This is a genomic window from Leptolyngbya subtilissima AS-A7 (genome assembly GCF_039962255.1).
GTDB lineage: Bacteria > Cyanobacteriota > Cyanobacteriia > Phormidesmidales > Phormidesmidaceae > Nodosilinea.
In genome coordinates, this window is record NZ_JAMPKY010000003.1 from 1 (window position 1) to 17,624 (window position 17,624).

The 17,624-nt window shown below is 56.3% G+C and carries 20 protein-coding genes and 1 pseudogene; 11 read left to right on the plus strand and 10 right to left on the minus strand.

Features of this window, described 5'->3' with window-relative positions:
* From psaA to NC979_RS07285, 4 genes and pseudogenes are all read left to right on the plus strand, one after another.
* Positions 1-555, plus strand: a pseudogene (psaA, locus tag NC979_RS07270) (photosystem I core protein PsaA); the annotation flags it as partial.
* A gap of 94 nt (positions 556-649) precedes the next feature.
* A complete protein-coding gene (gene psaB / locus NC979_RS07275; RefSeq protein ID WP_190514495.1) occupies positions 650-2,851 on the plus strand; it encodes a photosystem I core protein PsaB in 2,202 nt (733 codons plus the stop codon).
* Between the two features lie 111 nt (positions 2,852-2,962).
* The gene (locus tag NC979_RS07280) at positions 2,963-3,205 is read left to right on the plus strand and encodes a DUF4160 domain-containing protein (protein ID WP_190514496.1); all 243 of its coding nucleotides are present in this window, start codon (positions 2,963-2,965) and stop codon (positions 3,203-3,205) included.
* The gene (locus NC979_RS07285) at positions 3,198-3,560 is read left to right on the plus strand and encodes a DUF2442 domain-containing protein (RefSeq protein ID WP_190514497.1); all 363 of its coding nucleotides are present in this window, start codon (positions 3,198-3,200) and stop codon (positions 3,558-3,560) included. The genes NC979_RS07280 and NC979_RS07285 overlap by 8 nt, the downstream gene beginning before the upstream one ends.
* A gap of 169 nt (positions 3,561-3,729) precedes the next feature.
* Here NC979_RS07285 and pgr5 read toward each other — a convergent pair whose 3' ends face one another.
* The 3 genes from pgr5 to NC979_RS07300 form a co-directional block, all read right to left on the minus strand.
* Entirely contained in the window at positions 3,730-3,927 is a 198-nt protein-coding gene (gene pgr5, locus NC979_RS07290; RefSeq protein WP_190514498.1) for a cyclic electron transport protein PGR5, read from the minus strand.
* A gap of 51 nt (positions 3,928-3,978) precedes the next feature.
* Entirely contained in the window at positions 3,979-4,152 is a 174-nt protein-coding gene (gene psb34, locus NC979_RS07295; protein ID WP_190514499.1) for a photosystem II assembly protein Psb34, read from the minus strand.
* A gap of 470 nt (positions 4,153-4,622) precedes the next feature.
* Complete coding sequence (locus NC979_RS07300) at positions 4,623-5,762, minus strand: trans-sulfuration enzyme family protein (RefSeq protein WP_190514500.1); 1,140 nt, start codon at positions 5,760-5,762, stop codon at positions 4,623-4,625.
* A 252-nt stretch (positions 5,763-6,014) separates the two neighbouring features.
* Between NC979_RS07300 and NC979_RS07305 the strand changes: the two genes are divergently transcribed.
* Positions 6,015-6,827, plus strand: coding sequence for a prepilin peptidase (locus tag NC979_RS07305; protein ID WP_190514501.1), 813 nt, complete (start codon positions 6,015-6,017; stop codon positions 6,825-6,827).
* Positions 6,828-7,009: 182 nt separating this feature from the next.
* The gene (locus NC979_RS07310) at positions 7,010-7,447 is read left to right on the plus strand and encodes a hypothetical protein (protein WP_206755230.1); all 438 of its coding nucleotides are present in this window, start codon (positions 7,010-7,012) and stop codon (positions 7,445-7,447) included.
* Between the two features lie 45 nt (positions 7,448-7,492).
* On the opposite strand, the gene NC979_RS07315 is transcribed toward NC979_RS07310, so the two are convergent.
* From NC979_RS07315 to NC979_RS07330, 4 genes are all read right to left on the minus strand, one after another.
* Complete coding sequence (locus NC979_RS07315; RefSeq protein ID WP_190514503.1) at positions 7,493-8,728, minus strand: molybdopterin molybdotransferase MoeA; 1,236 nt, start codon at positions 8,726-8,728, stop codon at positions 7,493-7,495.
* A gap of 210 nt (positions 8,729-8,938) precedes the next feature.
* Complete coding sequence (locus NC979_RS07320; RefSeq protein ID WP_190514504.1) at positions 8,939-9,157, minus strand: hypothetical protein; 219 nt, start codon at positions 9,155-9,157, stop codon at positions 8,939-8,941.
* Between the two features lie 138 nt (positions 9,158-9,295).
* Positions 9,296-10,114 carry a tetratricopeptide repeat protein gene (locus tag NC979_RS07325; RefSeq protein ID WP_190514505.1) on the minus strand — a complete coding sequence of 273 codons (819 nt, stop codon included), beginning with the start codon at positions 10,112-10,114 and terminating at the stop codon, positions 9,296-9,298.
* A gap of 8 nt (positions 10,115-10,122) precedes the next feature.
* Positions 10,123-10,956 carry an RMD1 family protein gene (locus NC979_RS07330; protein ID WP_190514506.1) on the minus strand — a complete coding sequence of 278 codons (834 nt, stop codon included), beginning with the start codon at positions 10,954-10,956 and terminating at the stop codon, positions 10,123-10,125.
* A gap of 272 nt (positions 10,957-11,228) precedes the next feature.
* Here NC979_RS07330 and NC979_RS07335 point away from each other — a divergent pair, with 272 nt between their 5' ends.
* Together NC979_RS07335 and NC979_RS07340 are read left to right on the plus strand one after the other, a co-directional pair.
* Positions 11,229-11,804, plus strand: a complete 576-nt coding sequence (locus tag NC979_RS07335; RefSeq protein WP_190514507.1) for a cyclic nucleotide-binding domain-containing protein — start codon at positions 11,229-11,231, stop codon at positions 11,802-11,804.
* Positions 11,805-12,178: 374 nt separating this feature from the next.
* Entirely contained in the window at positions 12,179-12,634 is a 456-nt protein-coding gene (locus NC979_RS07340) for an FHA domain-containing protein (protein WP_073606707.1), read from the plus strand.
* A 32-nt stretch (positions 12,635-12,666) separates the two neighbouring features.
* Here the strand turns inward: NC979_RS07340 and NC979_RS07345 are convergent, their stop codons facing one another.
* Positions 12,667-12,984, minus strand: a complete 318-nt coding sequence (locus tag NC979_RS07345) for a hypothetical protein (RefSeq protein WP_242021497.1) — start codon at positions 12,982-12,984, stop codon at positions 12,667-12,669.
* Between the two features lie 155 nt (positions 12,985-13,139).
* Here NC979_RS07345 and tmk point away from each other — a divergent pair, with 155 nt between their 5' ends.
* Together tmk and NC979_RS07355 are read left to right on the plus strand one after the other, a co-directional pair.
* A complete protein-coding gene (gene tmk / locus NC979_RS07350) occupies positions 13,140-13,868 on the plus strand; it encodes a dTMP kinase (protein ID WP_431191034.1) in 729 nt (242 codons plus the stop codon).
* Entirely contained in the window at positions 13,841-14,809 is a 969-nt protein-coding gene (locus NC979_RS07355) for a DNA polymerase III subunit delta' (protein ID WP_347403876.1), read from the plus strand. The genes tmk and NC979_RS07355 overlap by 28 nt, the downstream gene beginning before the upstream one ends.
* Positions 14,810-14,827: 18 nt before the next feature.
* Here NC979_RS07355 and NC979_RS07360 read toward each other — a convergent pair whose 3' ends face one another.
* On the minus strand, positions 14,828-15,406 hold the full coding sequence (locus tag NC979_RS07360) for a CAP domain-containing protein (RefSeq protein ID WP_190514508.1): 579 nt from the start codon (positions 15,404-15,406) through the stop codon (positions 14,828-14,830).
* Between the two features lie 180 nt (positions 15,407-15,586).
* A complete protein-coding gene (locus NC979_RS07365; protein WP_242023775.1) occupies positions 15,587-16,621 on the minus strand; it encodes a hypothetical protein in 1,035 nt (344 codons plus the stop codon).
* Between the two features lie 305 nt (positions 16,622-16,926).
* Here NC979_RS07365 and NC979_RS07370 point away from each other — a divergent pair, with 305 nt between their 5' ends.
* Positions 16,927-17,535, plus strand: coding sequence for an SH3 domain-containing protein (locus tag NC979_RS07370; protein ID WP_190514509.1), 609 nt, complete (start codon positions 16,927-16,929; stop codon positions 17,533-17,535).
* Positions 17,536-17,624: the final 89 nt, after the last annotated feature.

Sequence of the window (17,624 nt, forward strand, 5' to 3'; positions counted from 1 at the left end):
CTGGGCTTCCGGTTCCCCTGCGACGGTCCGGGTCGGGGTGGCACCTGTCAGGTTTCCGGTTGGGACCACGTGTTCCTGGGCCTGTTCTGGATGTACAACTCGATCTCGATTGTGATTTTCCACTTCAGCTGGAAGATGCAGTCTGACATCTGGGGCACGGTGAGCCCTGATGGCACGGTAAGTCATATCACTGGTGGCAACTTTGCGGCTAGCGCCATCACCATCAACGGCTGGCTGCGCGACTTCCTGTGGGCTCAGGCCTCCCAGGTGATCGGCTCCTACGGTTCGGCGCTGTCGGCCTACGGTCTGCTGTTCTTGGGTGCTCACTTTGTGTGGGCCTTTAGCCTGATGTTCTTGTTCAGTGGCCGTGGCTACTGGCAAGAGCTGATTGAGTCCATCGTGTGGGCTCACAGCAAGCTGAAGGTAGCGCCTTCTATTCAGCCTCGCGCTCTGAGCATCACTCAGGGTCGGGCTGTGGGTGTGGCTCACTACCTCCTCGGAGGTATCGCTACTACCTGGGCCTTCTTCCTGGCTCGAATTATCGCGGTGGGCTAGGTTTCTCGTCATGGAATCTCCTGGGGGCGCAGGCCCTGCGCCCCTACATACCGCACTCATGACTCAAATGTCGTACTAGAATCCGTTTTGATTCATGGCAACTAAATTCCCAAAATTTAGCCAGGACCTGGCCCAAGATCCGACCACGCGTCGGCTCTGGTACGGGATTGCCACAGCCCACGACTTTGAAAGCCACGATGGCATGACGGAGGAGAATCTTTACCAAAAGATCTTCGCCTCCCACTTTGGCCACTTGGCAATCATCTTTCTGTGGACTTCGGGCAACCTGTTCCATGTCGCCTGGCAAGGCAACTTTGAACAGTGGATCAAAGATCCGCTCAACATCAAACCGATCGCCCACGCGATTTGGGATCCTCACTTTGGTCAGCCTGCGGTAGATGCCTTCTCTCAGGCTGGGTCTTCGACTCCGGTGAACATCGCGTTTTCTGGGGTGTACCACTGGTGGTACACCATCGGTATGCGCACCAACACCGATCTGTACAGTGGCGCTGTCTTTCTGCTGATTCTGTCGGCGGTCTTCCTGTTCGCAGGCTGGCTGCACCTTCAGCCGAAGTTTCGCCCCAGTTTGTCCTGGTTCAAAAACGCTGAGTCTCGCCTCAACCACCACCTGGCTGGTCTGTTTGGCGTCAGCTCGCTGGCCTGGACCGGTCACCTGGTACACGTGGCTATCCCCGAATCTCGCGGTGTCCACGTTGGTTGGGAAAACTTCCTCTCGATGAAGCCCCACCCCGAAGGCTTGATGCCTTTCTTTACCGGCAACTGGGGAGTCTATGCCCAGAACCCCGACACCTCTAGCCATATCTTTGGTACAGCGACTGGGTCTGGTTCTGCGATTCTGACCTTCCTAGGCGGCTTCCATCCTCAGACCGAGTCTCTCTGGCTGACGGATATGGCCCACCACCACCTGGCGATCGCGGTGATCTTCATCATCGCCGGGCACATGTACCGCACCAACTTCGGTATTGGCCACAGCATCAAGGAAATCTTGAATGCTCACAAACCACCCGGTGGCGGTTTGGGTGAAGGACACAAGGGTCTTTACGACACCTATAACAACTCGCTGCACTTCCAGCTAGCGTTTCACCTAGCTTCCCTCGGTGTGATCACCTCCCTGGTGGCGCAGCACATGTATGCGCTGCCCCCCTACGCCTTCATGGCTCAGGAGTACACTACTCAGGCAGCGCTCTATACCCACCACCAGTACATCGCTGGATTCATCATGGTGGGGGCCTTTGCCCACGGCGCGATCTTCTTGGTGCGCGACTACGACCCCAAAGCCAACCAGAACAACGTGCTGTACCGCGTGCTGGAGCACAAGGAAGCGATCATCTCGCACCTGAGCTGGGTGTCACTGTTCCTGGGTTTCCACACCTTGGGTCTGTACGTGCACAACGACGTGGTGGTAGCCTTTGGCACCCCCGAAAAGCAGATTCTGGTTGAGCCTGTGTTTGCCCAGTGGGTGCAAGCCTGCTCTGGTAAGCTGCTCTACGGTTTCGACACGCTGCTGTCGAACCCTGACAGCGTGACTCAAACCGCCAATGCTGTTTACCTGCCTGGCTGGTTTGATGCCATCAACAGCAACAAGAACTCGCTGTTTCTGACCATTGGCCCTGGCGACTTCTTGGTTCACCACGCGATCGCCCTCGGCCTGCACACCACCACCCTGATCTTGGTCAAGGGTGCGCTGGATGCCCGCGGTTCGAAGCTGATGCCCGATAAGAAAGACTTCGGCTACAGCTTCCCCTGCGATGGCCCTGGCCGTGGCGGCACCTGCGACATCTCCGCGTGGGATTCGTTCTACCTGGCGATGTTCTGGATGCTGAATACCCTTGGTTGGGTGACCTTCTACTGGCACTGGAAGCATCTCGCTATCTGGTCGGGTAACGTGGCTCAGTTTAATGAGTCGTCCAACTATCTGATGGGCTGGCTGCGCGACTACCTGTGGCTCAACAGCTCTCAGCTCATCAACGGCTACAACCCCTACGGCATGAATAACCTAGCCGTCTGGGCCTGGATGTTCCTCTTTGGGCACCTGGTTTGGGCTACCGGCTTCATGTTCTTGATCTCCTGGCGGGGCTACTGGCAAGAGCTGATTGAAACTCTTGTCTGGGCCCACGAGCGCACTCCCCTGGCGAACCTGGTTCGCTGGAAGGACAAGCCCGTTGCCATGTCCATCATTCAGGGTCGAGTTGTGGGTCTGGCTCACTTCACGGTGGGCTACATCCTCACCTACGCGGCCTTCCTGATAGCTTCAACGTCAAGCCGATTCGGCTAGGTTGGGTCAGTTAGGTAAACTCTTCAAAACTCCTCGGCGCTCTGTCCGGGGAGTTTTGCTATTTAGGGTCGTAGCACTACTATCGTGGAATCTGCCCGGGTGTAAGGCTTTATGCCAACGGTATTGAGAAAAGATGGCTTTGACTTTCGGATGTATTTTGATGATCACATCCCTGCCCACGTTCATGCGTTCAAGGGCGATGGAGAGGCCAAACTCAATCTGGGAGATCCGCTGACTCAGCCTACAGTGCTGGTGGCCTACAATATGAGCAGTAAAGAGGCTAGGCAGGCGCTAGCGATCGTGCTGGAATATCAGACCGAACTTTTGAAGCGTTGGGTAGAGATGCATGGTTGATCTAGATGATGCTCAGTTTCTAGAGCAGTATCAGCGGGCCGTAGCAGCTGCTAACCAAGCTAGCGCTACAGAACCTAGAGCGATAGCTGCCTCTTACGATGTTGTAAATCACCTGATCATGATTCGACTAAACAGTGGTGCAGTATTTAGCTTCTCGCCTGACATTGCTCAGGGGTTAGCTGGAGCATCGGCTGAGAGTTTGGCAGCGGTTGAGATAACCCCTTCTGGAGAAGGGCTGCACTGGAAAAGGCTTGATGCTGATTTTTCTGTTTCAGGTTTGTTAGGCGGTTGTTTTGGAACTAAGGCCTGGATGGCTAAGTTACAAGAGCAATGGGCTAGTCAGCAAGCTTCATAAAGCTACTGCCCGTTGGGGAAGATATTGTTTCGTGCATAGTGCAACTGGCGATCGCACCTCATTTCAAGCCTATCTATCCCCAACCTGTCTAATACTCATCAACAAAAAACCCCTAGCCGGAGCTAGGGGTTTTTGATCTCAGCGACTTAATAAGCTAAATCGATATCATTTAGGCTAGAAAACCGAGCCATTGGCCATTGGCTTTGGCTTTGCGAATTAGAGCCTGGCGCTCTTTGCTATCGATGCCAAAGCGGTTGCAGAAGTGTGTAATAGTTCTGGAGTGAAGCGCAATCGCCTGTCCCCGCAGCTTGTTAAAATTCGGGGTTCCCATGATGTTGCGAACGAGCAGAACCATCGGTGCAAACATAGCGCTTCTCCTCCAAAGACTCTTAAAAACTTCCTGCGAAACTGAGCGAAATTAGCTGACTGCCAGGGTGACCAGCATTAGACCAGCTACGAAGAGAGTGGCGATCGCGGCTTGCAGCGCGTAGCCCTTTTGCTGTTCAGGCGAAGGATAGGACGCGAAATACACTTCGGGCTCTACGGCGTAGTTGTTGAGAATGCCGTTGTCGAGTTGGGTAGTGGTGAACATTGCGAGGCCCTCCTGGGGTGCTGAATGTTTCTTTATGTAAACTAATGTAACAGCAATGTAACGATATTGCAACAAATTCTTGCCTTAATTTTGCTTATGCGTTAATCCCAGCTTATAGAGGCAGGGTGTTGCTGTTGGGGGTGGTTAGCAGCGGGCAGAAAACGCCGCGTCAAGCCACGGCGAGCAGGGCGATCGCCTCAGTCTGCGAAATTTCGCAGACTGGGCTCCAAGATGGGCACAACAGACCACCGCTACCTTCATAACGTTGCGATGCTTGGGAGCCTTATACTCCCCAAGGCTCTCAAGCTCCGGGTTTGCAACCCAAGACTGAGGATCGGCGAAGACCTTTCCCTACGGCAGGAGCGCGAGAAGATGAGGGAATGGAGAGATCAAGAAAATGAAGGGACTAGGCAATGGGTTAGGAGCAGCGCCGTTTTTCCGAAAAATTTAGGGAAATCAACAGGATTGAATTATTGGCTTAGGGCTTGCTCTAAATCGGCGATTAGATCGTCTACGTGCTCTAGACCAACGGAGAGTCGCAGCAGGTTAGGCGCGGTTTGAGTGCCTTGCTCAATTGAGGCGCGGTGTTCGATCGCACTGTGGGGGCTGCCAAAGCTAGTGGCACGAGCGATCAGGTTGGTTTTGGCGGCGACTTCCATAGCTCTGTCATGATCGCCTTTTACTAGGAATGAGAGTAGGCCACCATAGCCCTGCATTTGTTTCTGCGCGACCTCGTGGCCCGGATGTTCGGGCAGTCCGGGGTAAAGTACCTGCTCAATGGTGGGATGTTGGGATAGCCAGGTGGCAATGCTTTGGGCCGCCTGTGCTTGGGCACGTACTCGAAGGGGCAAGGTTTGTAGACCGCGCAGCGTCAGCCAGCAGTCGAAGGGAGACGGCACCACGCCGCCGATGGTTTGCACCAGCCGTAACTGATCAAACAGTGGATTGGATTCGCGGGTGACCACCGCGCCGCCAATTACATCCCCATGGCCCGCCAGATACTTAGTAGTAGCATGAATCACGAAGTCGGCCCCCAGGGTGAGCGGAGTTTGCAGTACTGGGGAGGCAATGGTGTTGTCGCAAGCCAGGTAAGCATTGGCTTGGTGTGCTAGGTCAGCAACCGCTTGAATGTCAGTGACGGCCAGTTGTGGATTTGAGGGGGTCTCGATTAGCAACAGGCGGGTGTTGGGGCGCAGGGCTTCGGCTACTGCCGCTAAGTCTGTTGTATCCACCAGGGTGTAGCTCAAGCCCCACGGGGCAAAAATTTGGCTCAGCATTTGCTGCACGCCAAAGTAGACGCTTTGAGGTGCTATCACGTGATCGGCCGGGCCGAGGGCTTGCAGCAGGCTAAAGGTGGCGGTTGACCCAGAGGCAAAGGTGGCTGTTTCTGCCCCCTTCTCCAGGGTGGTTAAGGCTGTTTCGAGGGCGTCGCGGTTAGGGTTGCCGCTGCGGCCGTAGACATAGCCCTTGGGATAGCTGCCATCGCCATCTCGCTCAAAAGTGGTGGAGAGATGAATCGGTGCTGTTAGGGCTCCGGTGGCAGAGTCAATGTTTCTGCCGCTGTGGATGGCCTGGGTTTCTGAGGAAAAGGGCGTGGCGTCGGGAGACATAAGATTAGGAAAGATGGGTTGCCCTTGATTTTAGGCACGTTGGCAAAGCCTTGCCATAAGCAGATCGTCCGGCCAGCTATCCATCTAACTCATCCTGGGCATTCTGAACCTATCCGTTTTACCCATAAATTGGGATAACCATCTGTGGGTCCCGTAGCCCCTTATCCATCTAACTCTTTACTCATTCACTCCCCACCCCCCAAAGCCTTTCTCCTTCCCCCGCCGATTTAACATTCTTTTGTCGCCCCCACTATGGATGCCCTCATCACCTCTGCCCTGGTTTTTCTGTTTGGTGCCGCCGTGGGCAGCTTTCTCAATGTGGTGATCTATCGGGTACCAGCGGGGTTATCGCTGCTGCACCCGCCGTCTCGCTGTCCTAAGTGTCATACCCAGCTCAAACCCTACGACAACGTGCCGGTGCTAGGCTGGCTCTGGCTCAAAGGGCGCTGTCGCTACTGCCGTACGTCTATTTCTCCTCGCTACCCGCTGATTGAGGCGTTTACAGGAGCGCTGTTTTTAGCGACGTTCTGGCTGTTTGGCCCCACTTGGCTCACGGTGGGCTATTGGCTATTTCTGAGTTGGCTAGTGGCGCTGGCGTTTATTGATATCGACACTCTGATGCTGCCAAATGCGCTCACTCAGTCGGGATTGGGATTGGGGTTGGCGGTGAAGTTTGCCCTGCCGCTATTACAGGGTGAATCGTGGCCCAGCCCTATGCAAAGCCTCTTGGGAGGAATCCTAGGGGCGGTCTTGGGCATTTGGCTGTTTGACCTGATCACCCTATTTGCCTCAGCAGCATTAGGACAAACGGCCATGGGGGGCGGCGATGCAAAACTGGCAGCTATGCTGGGAGCGTGGCTGGGCTGGCAGGGAGTGTTGCTCAGCGGATTTTTGGCCTGTGTAGTAGGGGCGGCGGTGGGGGGAGGTGCGATCGCCCTCAAACTCATCAGCCGCCGTCAGCCGATGCCCTTTGGCCCATTTTTAGCGATCGGTGCTGTGATCACGGTGTTCTGGGGTGACGTACTGATTGGGGCTTACCGATCGCTGTTTTTCCCCACCCTTTGATCACAACCTAACCACCAGGGTGCAGCACTGAATAGCGGGAGGGCAATGGACTGGTTAAGGAAGCTCACACCTAAACTCATTTATGTGGCCTAATCGAAAACAGGATTAAAACGCTGCGTCGTTTTGCCGTTTGCCGCATTGCTGCCTGAACTTGAGCCCACAATACTTCCGGATCGTCCACCGTGAAACAACGCCCCCAATTTTTTCAGCTTGTTCCTTGGCCTTGGCGGCTAGCACAGTGGATGGTCAGCCTGATGGCGCTTGTTCTAGGTTGCTCTCTTAACTGGGCTATCTACCCTGACAGCGCCCTAGCGACTACTTGGTACTCAGTAGCTGAAACCGGCCAAGGCCAGCAGCAGCAGTTTGTCGACATCGATTCTATAGAGCCTCTGGACTGGGGACATGTGCGGGTGGGCAGCTACTATGTCGATCGCCGATCTGGACAGCCCCAGCGCACTGATTATTTAACTGAATATGACTGCGATCGCCACCGCTTTCGCGATGTCGAGTTTAATGGCCCTGTGGGCAGCGATCGCTGGATGCCCGTTGACCCCGACCCTTTGAATTCTGCGGCAATGGAGTATGCCTGTGCGACGATTGCCCAGAAAAAGCCAGACTAAGCCTGCGAGTATCGGCTCCTAAGCGAAGTTGAGGGGACCGATCTGCTATGAACTCACCACCATCACCGGCACCATTGCTTCAGCAGAGATCAGCTTCGTCCCCACTGGCACTACCGCTAGAGCGTTCGTTCCCGCCAGGTTGATTAAATTACCAGAGTTATGGCCACCACCCGCCAACGAAAACCTATAGCCCTGGGCAGTCGTTTCAAGCTTGCCCCACAGATAGGTTTCTCGCTGGCCACCCGCCTTGAGCGCATCGCGAGTCGTAGCGGGCACAAATGTCGGCTCCCAACCTGTAGCCAGGCCTGATCGCTTCCGCAGCGCCGGGGCCACAAATCGCCAAAAGGTCACCAGGGCAGACACTGGGTTTCCCGGCAGGCCAAAGTACAGCGGCGCAGTTCCCCCCTCCGCTGGAAAGGTTGCTACCGTTAGGGGCTTACCGGGCTTTACTGCCACCGAGCAAATATGCAGCGTCGCTCCCAACTCCGCCAAAATCTCATCCACATAGTCGTAGTCACCAACGGAAACGCCACCAGACGACACAATTACATCTGCCTGGGCCAGCGCTGACTGAATCGCTGCCTTCAACGCTTGGGGCTGGTCGGACACAATGCCTAGGCTCAGCGGAATCGCCCCTGCCTGCCGCACCAACGCTGCCAGCGCGTACTGGTTAGAGTCCACAATTTGCCCCGGCTGAAGCGGCACATCAGGCATCACCAGCTCATCGCCTGTGGAGAGAATCGCTACCCGAGGCTGAGGAAACACCGGCACCTGAAGACACTGGGCCGAGGCCAGCACCGCCAGCTCTGGCCCGCCAATGGAGAGGCCTGGGGCCATGAGCGCCTCGCCCGTCCGGCAAAAGCTAGCCCGGTGGCGCACAAACTGCTGCGGCTCTGGGGTTTCTAGCACCAAAACACTATCGCCCTGGCGCTGGGTGACCTCTTGAATCACGATGGTGTCGGCGCCATCGGGCAGCATGGAGCCCGTGAGAATGCGTGCGGCTTGGCCCGGGCCGACGGGGAGCTGAGGCGATCGCCCTGCTGGAATCGTCTCTGTCAGCGTCAGCACCTTGGGCTGCTCAGCAGTAGCTCCCTGCACATCTTCATAGCGCACGGCATAACCATCCATGGCTGAATTATCCCAATGGGGAAAATCGAGCGGGCTAGGGATAGCTTTGGCTAAAACACGGCCTAGGCAGGCATCCAGGGAAACCTGCTCTACCTCGGTTGGGAGCGGCACTAGATCGAGAATTTTGGCTTCGGCCTCGGCGGCGGGGAGCATGGAGGTGGGGAGATAACAGGAGTGGGGAAGATGAGGTGGGCATGCCTTGGGTTCAAGACCTGTAGAGAGCGTAGCGCGGCATGCTCGATAAGGAGTAAGGGAGCCGTGGGCATATCCCTGAGGCGAGTGGGAACGGTAGAACGGCATCGCTTGTCGCTTAGGCAAGCCCACAGACCAGCCGTTTTCTTAGGAGAAGCAAGAACGCAGGGTTTAGAAGTCGGGACGGGTGATTAGGCAGCTAAGGCCCAAGGCGACTGACCCGGCTAGGGTAGCGGCGGCTGAGGCATCGGTGCCGAAGAACACCAGCAGGCTGTAGAGGCCTAGCCCAACGCTAGCTACCAATCCCAGGGGGGTAGTGAGAAAGTCTAAGAACTCCAACAGCCCTTCGAGAAAGCGCAAAAACTGAAGCCAGCGTGCCAGGAGAGACATAAGGGTTTACCGATTAGGTAGCGTTGGCCAAAGTGCTAAAAAATCAGCTTAGGGAACTGTCTCTACAATAACTGTCGTGGCTTTAACCAAACGCTTTTGGCCTCATATTCTTCAAACTTTCCTAAGTAAAGGGTTGGTTCAGTAAAGGGCTTGCATCAGGCGCTTGCGGTAGGTGAGGGTGAGCGGGTCGCTGTCGCCCAGCAGTTTGAAAACGGTGAGCATGGCCTTGCGACCGGCGTCACTGCGGTAGGTTCGATCGCGCTCCACCACCCCCAAAAAGCCCTCCAGGGCAGCGGCAAAATCGCCCTTTAACGCTGCCTGGCCAGCGGCCCCATAGGCGACATCTAGATCAGAGTCTCCCAGGTCGGTTAAGGATTGGCGCAGGGTGAGCAGGCTCCGAATGCCATCGGCTTGGTCGGCGGTGGCGCGATCGCTCGGATCAATCAAATCCAGATACTGGCTGGCTAGGGCATCATCCCCCTGCACCAGATATACTTGGGCCGCCTTGAGCAAAATCTGACCGTTGTTGGGATAGCGAGTCAGCAGCGTGGCCAGAGCTGGATAAATCTCTGTTTTGTCGCCGCTGGCCTGGGCAGCTTCAAAGGCCGCTAGATCTTGCTCCAGAGAGGATTGCAGACCTAGACTGGACAACAACTCCCGTAGCTGCGGCTCAGGCAGCACCCCCACAAACCCCTCCTGCACCTGCCCTTGGCTGACAATGCGCACATCGGGCACCCCTTCAACCTTAAAGGCTTTAGCCAGCTCGGGGTTGGCGTCAATATCGACTTTGGCCAAGGTGAAGTCATATTCCTGGGCCAGCTTTTCGAGCATCGGTTTGAGCATCTGGCAGGGGCCGCACCAGGTGGCAAAAAAATCGACCAGCACCGGCTGCTCAAACGAGGGTTGCAGCACCGCTTGCTCAAACTCGGCTTGATTCACGACAATAGACTGTCCCATCGGGTACCTCAGTGGGGGCGGACAAATAGTTCATAGAGCGACAGCAGCACTTCTACCACAATCAGCAGCACCACATACCACTCCAGCCGCAGACCGGTTTGGTGCCGCTGAAGGTCGAGCACGGTTTCGGTAGTGCGACTGACCAGGTCGAGCTTGCGCTCTAGGGCCGAGTGGCGATCGCGAATTTCGTACTCGTCTTCCAGGCGGTGGTAGAGAGAGTCGAGCTCGGGGTATTCCCACAGCAGCTCAGGCTTATCGATGATTTCGACTCGACCCACAATTTTGTGCTGAATCATCAGCGTTTGGCCAATCTGCTTGAGCAACTGGTCGCCCTGAACACTCGGGCGGTGCTGATGTTGCAGCTCCACGGCGTAGGGCTCAATGCGGTCAAACACAGCCGCCGCACCGATCTCGTAATAGGCTAGCACCACGCTTTTAGCCATCACATCGGCCACCAAGTGCAGGCGCAACCCATCAAGGGACGACAAAAAAATCAGTCCATCCTGCACTTTGCCACTGCTGTTAGGGGCCAAGCGAATAGTGGCAGCTTCGGTTTCAGGGTGGTCGATAGGGTTGGCAATGTGGGGCCTGAGGCTGGTAATAAAAGCCTGTTCTGCGTCGGCAGAAAGGCCAAACAGCACCACGGCGCCGTAGCTAAACAGCACCCCCTGACCGCCCTCTCCAACGGGCACCATCAGCGGCGAAGACGGCACCAGTGCTGGACCGCTAGGTTTGGCTAGGGCACCTAAATCAATACTTTGGCCCAAAAAATAGGCTCGTACAGCCACGTCGTCGGTGCGATCGGAGGCTGCCGTAACCGTCTCTGATATAACAGTAGTCATGGGAAATTAGGGTAGAAAACAGGCGATATCCGGCAGCGCGAAGGACTGGGTCTCACTCCTTCGGCCGGTGGTGAAAACTGTTGCAGAACGCCGATACTAGAGAAATGTTCCTCACATCCCATCGTAGGTTATGTTAAAAACTGGCACGGGTTGACATCAGGTAGCAATACGGCAATGCCCTTGGCTAGCCTCTGTCTCTAAAAGTGCAAGCCAATTGGGTGCTGTTATTACCGCCATGGGCGGTTCGGGTATTGTGATGTAGGGCCGCAGCCATGAAGCGTGTGGTATTTATTCTTGGGGTTTTAGAAGACGAAGACGTTGACTGGCTGATTGATGCTGGTCAGCGTCGAGAACTGCAACCGGGAGAGGTGTTGATTAGTGAGGGTGCCGCCTGCGACGATATTTTCCTCATTCTAAACGGTAGCTTGGAGGTTTCGGTGGCAGCCATGGGCGACCAGTCCATTGCCCAGCTGGCAACTGGTGAAGTGGTCGGCGAAATGTCGTTTGTTGACGGTCAACCGCCTTCTGCAACGGTGACGGCCCTCGAACCTGGCATTGTGTTGGCTATTTCCTGTAGTCAGCTGCGCCACAAGCTCCAGCAAGATATGTGGTTTGCCTCGCGCTTTTATCGAGCTTTGGCCATCTTGCTCTCTAGCCGCCTGCGCAGCACCGTCAAGCATTTGCAGGGTGAACACTGGCGTCCTGTGGCTAACCCCGATGATGCCGGGCTCGACGAGATGGGCGATATGCTCTCTATGGGAAACATTCGCTTTGACTGGATGCTCAAGCGTCTGCGCAACGTTAACTCTAACCCCTGGGAAGAACTTGAGGTGGACTCTGCCGACTAGGGCTTTCCCCAACATTCAGTCTCTAAGCTGCCGCTTGGCTTCGTTAATCGGAGCGAAAAGTCAAACATTTTTGCTGAATGCAGCCCACATTCATCGCCTAAGAAAGATTCTGCTACCATTCAGGCAAGGCAACTAGGGGGTAATATAGAGCAACCGTTGGGCGCACCCCCATGGCTATGCCCCTCCTGGCTAAAGGTAAGCTGGCGTAAGTGAGCTTAAGTTTGGGCTATATCTGCGGTGGTTAAAACTGGCTCACAGGAGCGATCGCGGCGATGGGGTGGGTTAAACGCGATATGCTCTACGTTTCCCTGGTGATTAAGGTCGTCGTTTCATTCTCAACCGATTCTGAGCTCCGTTTTTGCTAGTGACAGCGCATGCCACTCCACACCAAACTCAGTAATATTCTCATTGTTGAAGATAGCAAAGGCCGCCGAGAAATTGTCTTGGATGGGTCGGTATATTCCATTGGGCGAGATCCTAAGTGCGACATTCGCCTGTCGTCGCAGTTTGTGTCGCGGCACCACGCCACCTTGGTGCAACTGCCGAAGGACGATGACACGTTTTACTACCGCATAGTTGACGGCAACCTAAAGGGCAAACCCAGCGCCAATGGAATGCTGATCAACGGACGCAAGCTCCAGGCCCACGACCTCAAAAATGAAGATGAGATTGTGTTTGGGCCCCAAGCTCGCGCTATCTACTACCAGCTCAAGCGCGATAGCCAGTCGACTCTGCCCCCCGACGAGTTTGATATCACCCTCATTAGCCCCAACATGGTTGAAGAGGGCGATGAGGAGTCGGATAGTCTAGATGATGATACCGAGATCTAGCCCATCGCCTGGTGGGTTTGAAGGCCTGGGTCTTAGACCAAGGCAACAATAGCCTGGTTAACGGCGCTGAACACCTGCTCACAGTGATTATTGTGGCGCAGGGGCAGTTCTTGATTGCTGACAACTAGGTTCACCGAGGCTGCGTCAGCAGCTACGGTAGGTGGACTGATCAGCACCTCAATGGTGGTGAGCTGAGCCAGGGAAACCTGTCCTGGCTGTTCTTTGGCCATTAGATAGTCGCTGGTTTCGTAGACCATATTGAGCCCGAAGGCTTGCAGCGAGCTAACAATTGCATCGCGCAGCCGAGCGGTGGTTGCTGAGATAGGAAGTGTGTTGGTATACCGGGCCATAGGCGTCCTCGATGAGACCATCATAACTACAAGTTAGCGCATGGTCGTGGCGGGCATGTTCTGACAAGCCCACACTGAGCTGCACCCTTGACCTTAGTATGCACTAGTCCGGTTTGTATCTTAGTGTATACCATAGCTTGCTGGGGGTCTGGGCTATGGCCCCCTTGTCTGTAAGCTTGAGAGGCGATATTGGACGAACTATGCCGGGTAAGCTGCTGGTATTTGAAGGGGTGGAGGGCTGTGGCAAATCGACTCAGCTAAAGCTCCTGCATAGCGCTCTAGGGAAAAGCGATCGCCTCCAGCAGCTTCAGCAGCAGGGGCTGATTCCCCGAATTCTCGCCACTCGCGAGCCGGGGGGCACAGAGTTGGGTTTGGGTCTGCGCCAGCTGTTGCTGGGCGATCAGGGCGGGGCGGCGATGGCTAGTCGGGCTGAGCTGCTGCTCTACGCCGCCGATCGCGCCCAGCATGTTGAAGAGTTGATGAAGCCGGCTTTGGCGCAGGGCTGCTGGGTGCTGTGCGATCGCTACACCGACTCCACCGTGGCCTACCAGGGTTATGGGCGCGGCCTCGACCTGAGGCTGATTGACCAGCTCAACCAGGTGGCCACTGGGGGGCTGGTGCCCGACCTCACCCTGTGGCTCAAGCTTGATGCCGCTACGGGGCTGGCCCGCACTCGCCAGCGAGGGGCCGCCGATCGCATGGAGCAGGCCGATCTGGGGTTTCATCAGCGGGTGCAGGTGGGCTTTGAGGCCCTGGCGGCACGGCATTCAGAACGGATTGTGGCGATCGATGCGATGGGGACAGTCGATGCCGTCGCCGCCGAAATTTTTGCCGTTGTAGAAGGACATTTGCAGCAGTGGTACGCCCCCAGTTTGACGGCTTAGTGGGCCAAGACACCGCTGTTGCTCTGCTCTGTCGCGCAGTGGAGCAGCGGCGAGTGGCTCCCGCCTACCTGTTTGCTGGCCCCCACGGAATCGGACGGCGGCTAGCGGCGGAGCACTTTGCCGAAATTTTGTTTGCCCCGCCCTCTGGGGCACCGCCAGCCGCCCTGGAGCGACGCATTGCCCAGCGCAACCACCCCGACCTGTTGTGGGTCGAACCGACCTATTTACACCAGGGCAAGCTCATTGCGGCTTCCCATGCGGCTGAGGAGGGGATCGCCCGCAAAAGCCCGCCTCAAACCCGCCTAGAGCAGGTGCGTCAGATCGCCCAATTCTTGAGCCGTCCGCCCTTGGAAGCACCCCGCGCCGTAGTCGTGGTTGAGGCGGCTGAAACTATGGCCGAGGGGGCGGCCAACGCCCTGCTGAAAACCTTGGAAGAGCCCGGTCAGGCAACGATTATTTTGCTGGCCCCTGGTCCACAATCGCTGTTGCCTACCTTGGTGTCACGCTGTCAGACGGTTCCCTTTCAGCGGCTAAACGCGACCGATATGGCAACGGTGCTCCACCGGGTAGGGCAAGCTGAGGTGCTAGGGCAACCGCAAATTTTGGCGATGGCCCAGGGGAGCCCAGGGAGTGCGATCGCTGCCTATCAACAGCTTCAAACCATTCCTGCTGACCTGCTCAACGCCCTGCACCAGCCCCCCCGCAGTCTGCGCGAAGCCCTAGAACAGGGTCGCCAAGTAGCCAAAACTCTCGACACCGAATCGCAGCTCTGGTTGCTTGATTACCTGCTCAACTGGTACTGGCAAAGCTACCCAGCCGCCAGCCCCGAATGGCTACCAAAACTTGAAGCCGCCAAGGGCCACCTGCGCCGCTTCGTGCAGCCCCGCTTGGTGTGGGAAGTGATGCTGATGGCTCTAGTCGAATCGCAAGGAAACCACTAGGGCCGCTCTCCTGCTTACTCACAAGGGGCGTATAAACAACTGGGTGAAATAATAGGTGCTACCCCTTTGCCAGACGCCTACCCCCGTTTCAGTAAAGCCCGATCGCAGGACATTTTCTCGGTGCCCTGGGCTATCCATCCAGCCCTGCACGGCTAGAGGGGCAGGGTCGGGGGCATTGGTGCTGGTAAACAAATTTTCGCCCACCATGGCGTAGAGAATGTTTGCCTCTGATACCCGCTGAGCCGGGGCATCCCCTGTGGGGCTAACGTGGCCAAAAAAGTTTTCGACAGCCATGCGCTGGCTGTACTGGCGCGCTACCTGGGCCAATGGCCCGTTGGGCTGTAGAGGATTGAGGCCCTCCTGCTGTCGAATCTCATTGATGCGCTCATAGACCAGGGTTTCCATCTCGGTGACAGCCGATGACTGGGCTCCTGTCGCGTCTGGCTCTGCAGGCGGCTCTCGCCCAATGCGAGTAACTGGAGGAATGCGTTCGACCAGTTGTTCTAAATCGGTAGGCTCGCAACCAACCAGCGCCAGGGCCACAGCGACAAAACCAACGGCTTGACGAATGTAGATAAAGCGTTTGACAAAAGGCATCGAGAACAGTTTCAAGCTCAGTCCTGGCTACACCCTAGCGCAACGGGCTCATTCTCTTGGGCATGACCAGGGCTGGTTCGGGGGAAGTGCCCACTTGTGGAGAGGGATACTAAGAGACAGATTTGTCATCCCAGATGAGTTTTTGAATTGAGGCTCAAGACGGCCTGAGCTGATGACTGTCTAATCCTCTTCGACCATTAGCCGCCAGCGGATGGTTTGGGAGGTGACGCTGTCGATTTCACCCAAGCGCACTTGGACAGTTTCGCTGGTGACGGGGCCGAGGGCGGTGAGCAGGGCGCGCAGGTTGGGGGTGCTTTCGCCGCTGTCGACAAACACCCGTTCTGCCAATTGGTTGAGGCGCTTCCAAACGGTGTAGAGCTTGACGGCGGTTTGTTCGATCTGGGCCGCCTGGGCCACCATGTCGGCGGCGGAGTTGAGGCAGCCTACCCGCAGGGCTTCTTCGAGGGCCAGTTCTAAATCAATGCCGCTGGCTTCAAGTAGCTGTACCTGATTGGCGGAGGCCAGATACTTTGACAGGTAGCGAGCCTCGGCAGTGACCTGTTTGAGGGTGTCCAAATCAGGGTTTAGCTCCACCTCGGTTTTGAGGGTGCTCTGGTGCACAGAGGGCAGCTTCTCCATCTCCTTCACTAAGGGGGCAATGTAGCGGGTGGGGATGGTGTTGTTGGCGGCCTTTTCCCGCAGGGTTTCGGGAATCAGGTCGGAGGTCATGGCGGCCCATTCGTTGGCCACCTGACGCACCTCGCGGCGGGTGATGTGGTCGCCTTTACGGGCGGAGTCGCTGACTAGCTGCTGCACTTCGGGGGCAGATTTGGCGGTTTCGACAAAGGCGCGTTTGCTGAACTGGTTGACCTCTTTGGGGGTAAGCATGCCCGCGTCGAGCAGCTGGTCGGCGCTTTCAGCAAGTTCGATCAGGTTATAGGCGTGGCTTTTGGTGATTTCGCGATCCTTAAGCCAGTTGAGAAAGCCGGTGCCGCGCCCGTCGCCGCCCTTCTTTTCGCGATCGCGCACTGTCCGCAAAATTCTTCCTCGCCAGATGTCGGTTTGCAGGTCGAAGCGATCGCACACCTGCCAGGCCGCCTCCATCTGCTGGTTAAACTCGTAGTCAGAGATTTTTTCGTCGGTGGGGTCGGGGAGGGCAAAGGTCAGCTCCCCTGCCTGCATCGCTGACTCAATTACCTCAGAAGAATAGGGCATTGCCGCCGTCATACTGTTGTTACCATTTGCGCACAGGGTGTTCATTCTCCCACGTCTGCCTGCTTTACCGCGCGATGGTCAAAGACCTGTAGCCTTCGCTATGCCGCTAAGCCCGCATAGCCCAATGTCTGGAGCATGCTTTGGGGAGGATCCCTTAACCCATCGAGGCGCAAAGCTGCCTAAAAACTCCCGCGATAAGCTTCGTGAAAGCCACCGCGAGGATTAATTTTGCGGATGGTAGGATGGCCAGGTGAACCCTGAAATTCGACCTTAAAAAGCTATATATGAAGGGATCAGGATTGCCCATGCCATCAAACGTGTTGCGGAAATTTTCCTTCGGAGCGATCGCGCTACTATCTGCGGGGTCACTGTCCGTAGCCCCGGCCCTCGCTCAGGAGAGTCGGGCTCTAACCGAAAATCCAGCCCTGATTCGAGGCTGTCGTCAGCTCAACCGAGCCACCGAAGTTTTTGACAACTCCACTTTAGGTCCGATCGCAACCCGCATTGGCACTCTACAGGCGGGCACCCAGGTGAGCTTGACCGGGGCAACTTCCCCAGGGCGAGCCCAGGTTTTTCTGAGAAGCGGCACTCTGTCTTCGGCACAGCCCGTAGGCTGGATTAACGCCAGCGTTCTGACCGCCTGCGGTAGCACTCCGATTCCTGCTACCAAGGCCTGCTTTAGGGCCGATCGTGAAATGGTGGTTAGGTCTAGCCCCACAGCCGGCTCTAGCGCCGTTGCTGGCTACAACGTCGGCGACACCGTAATCGCCAGCGCTAACCCACCGACCCAGCAAACCTCCACAGACGGTCGCCGCTGGATGCAGGTGACTATTTATAACGGCAGTACTGGCTGGATTGCCCGCACTGGTACCAATGGCCTAGGCAATAACGTAACGCCAATCACCTGTCCTTAAAAAACAGCCGTCAGCGCTTAGCGATTTGACATGTCAAAGCCCTCCTTCAATTCGTGTTGAAGGAGGGCTTTGATCTAAAATCTAGGCTC

Coding starts and splice junctions, on each gene's coding strand:
- tmk (WP_431191034.1), top strand. CDS start 13,140: ATGGCCCCCTTGTCTGTAAGCTTGAGAGGCGATATTGGACGAACTATG.
- NC979_RS07280 (WP_190514496.1), top strand. CDS start 2,963: ATGCCAACGGTATTGAGAAAAGATGGCTTTGACTTTCGGATGTATTTT.
- NC979_RS07325 (WP_190514505.1), bottom strand. CDS start 10,114: ATGGGACAGTCTATTGTCGTGAATCAAGCCGAGTTTGAGCAAGCGGTG.
- NC979_RS07315 (WP_190514503.1), bottom strand. CDS start 8,728: ATGCTCCCCGCCGCCGAGGCCGAAGCCAAAATTCTCGATCTAGTGCCG.
- NC979_RS07300 (WP_190514500.1), bottom strand. CDS start 5,762: ATGTCTCCCGACGCCACGCCCTTTTCCTCAGAAACCCAGGCCATCCAC.
- NC979_RS07305 (WP_190514501.1), top strand. CDS start 6,015: ATGGATGCCCTCATCACCTCTGCCCTGGTTTTTCTGTTTGGTGCCGCC.
- psaB (WP_190514495.1), top strand. CDS start 650: ATGGCAACTAAATTCCCAAAATTTAGCCAGGACCTGGCCCAAGATCCG.
- NC979_RS07370 (WP_190514509.1), top strand. CDS start 16,927: ATGCCATCAAACGTGTTGCGGAAATTTTCCTTCGGAGCGATCGCGCTA.
- NC979_RS07335 (WP_190514507.1), top strand. CDS start 11,229: ATGAAGCGTGTGGTATTTATTCTTGGGGTTTTAGAAGACGAAGACGTT.
- NC979_RS07365 (WP_242023775.1), bottom strand. CDS start 16,621: ATGCCCTATTCTTCTGAGGTAATTGAGTCAGCGATGCAGGCAGGGGAG.
- psb34 (WP_190514499.1), bottom strand. CDS start 4,152: ATGTTCACCACTACCCAACTCGACAACGGCATTCTCAACAACTACGCC.
- NC979_RS07340 (WP_073606707.1), top strand. CDS start 12,179: ATGCCACTCCACACCAAACTCAGTAATATTCTCATTGTTGAAGATAGC.
- NC979_RS07320 (WP_190514504.1), bottom strand. CDS start 9,157: ATGTCTCTCCTGGCACGCTGGCTTCAGTTTTTGCGCTTTCTCGAAGGG.
- NC979_RS07345 (WP_242021497.1), bottom strand. CDS start 12,984: ATGGCCCGGTATACCAACACACTTCCTATCTCAGCAACCACCGCTCGG.
- NC979_RS07330 (WP_190514506.1), bottom strand. CDS start 10,956: ATGACTACTGTTATATCAGAGACGGTTACGGCAGCCTCCGATCGCACC.
- NC979_RS07285 (WP_190514497.1), top strand. CDS start 3,198: ATGGTTGATCTAGATGATGCTCAGTTTCTAGAGCAGTATCAGCGGGCC.
- NC979_RS07360 (WP_190514508.1), bottom strand. CDS start 15,406: ATGCCTTTTGTCAAACGCTTTATCTACATTCGTCAAGCCGTTGGTTTT.
- pgr5 (WP_190514498.1), bottom strand. CDS start 3,927: ATGTTTGCACCGATGGTTCTGCTCGTTCGCAACATCATGGGAACCCCG.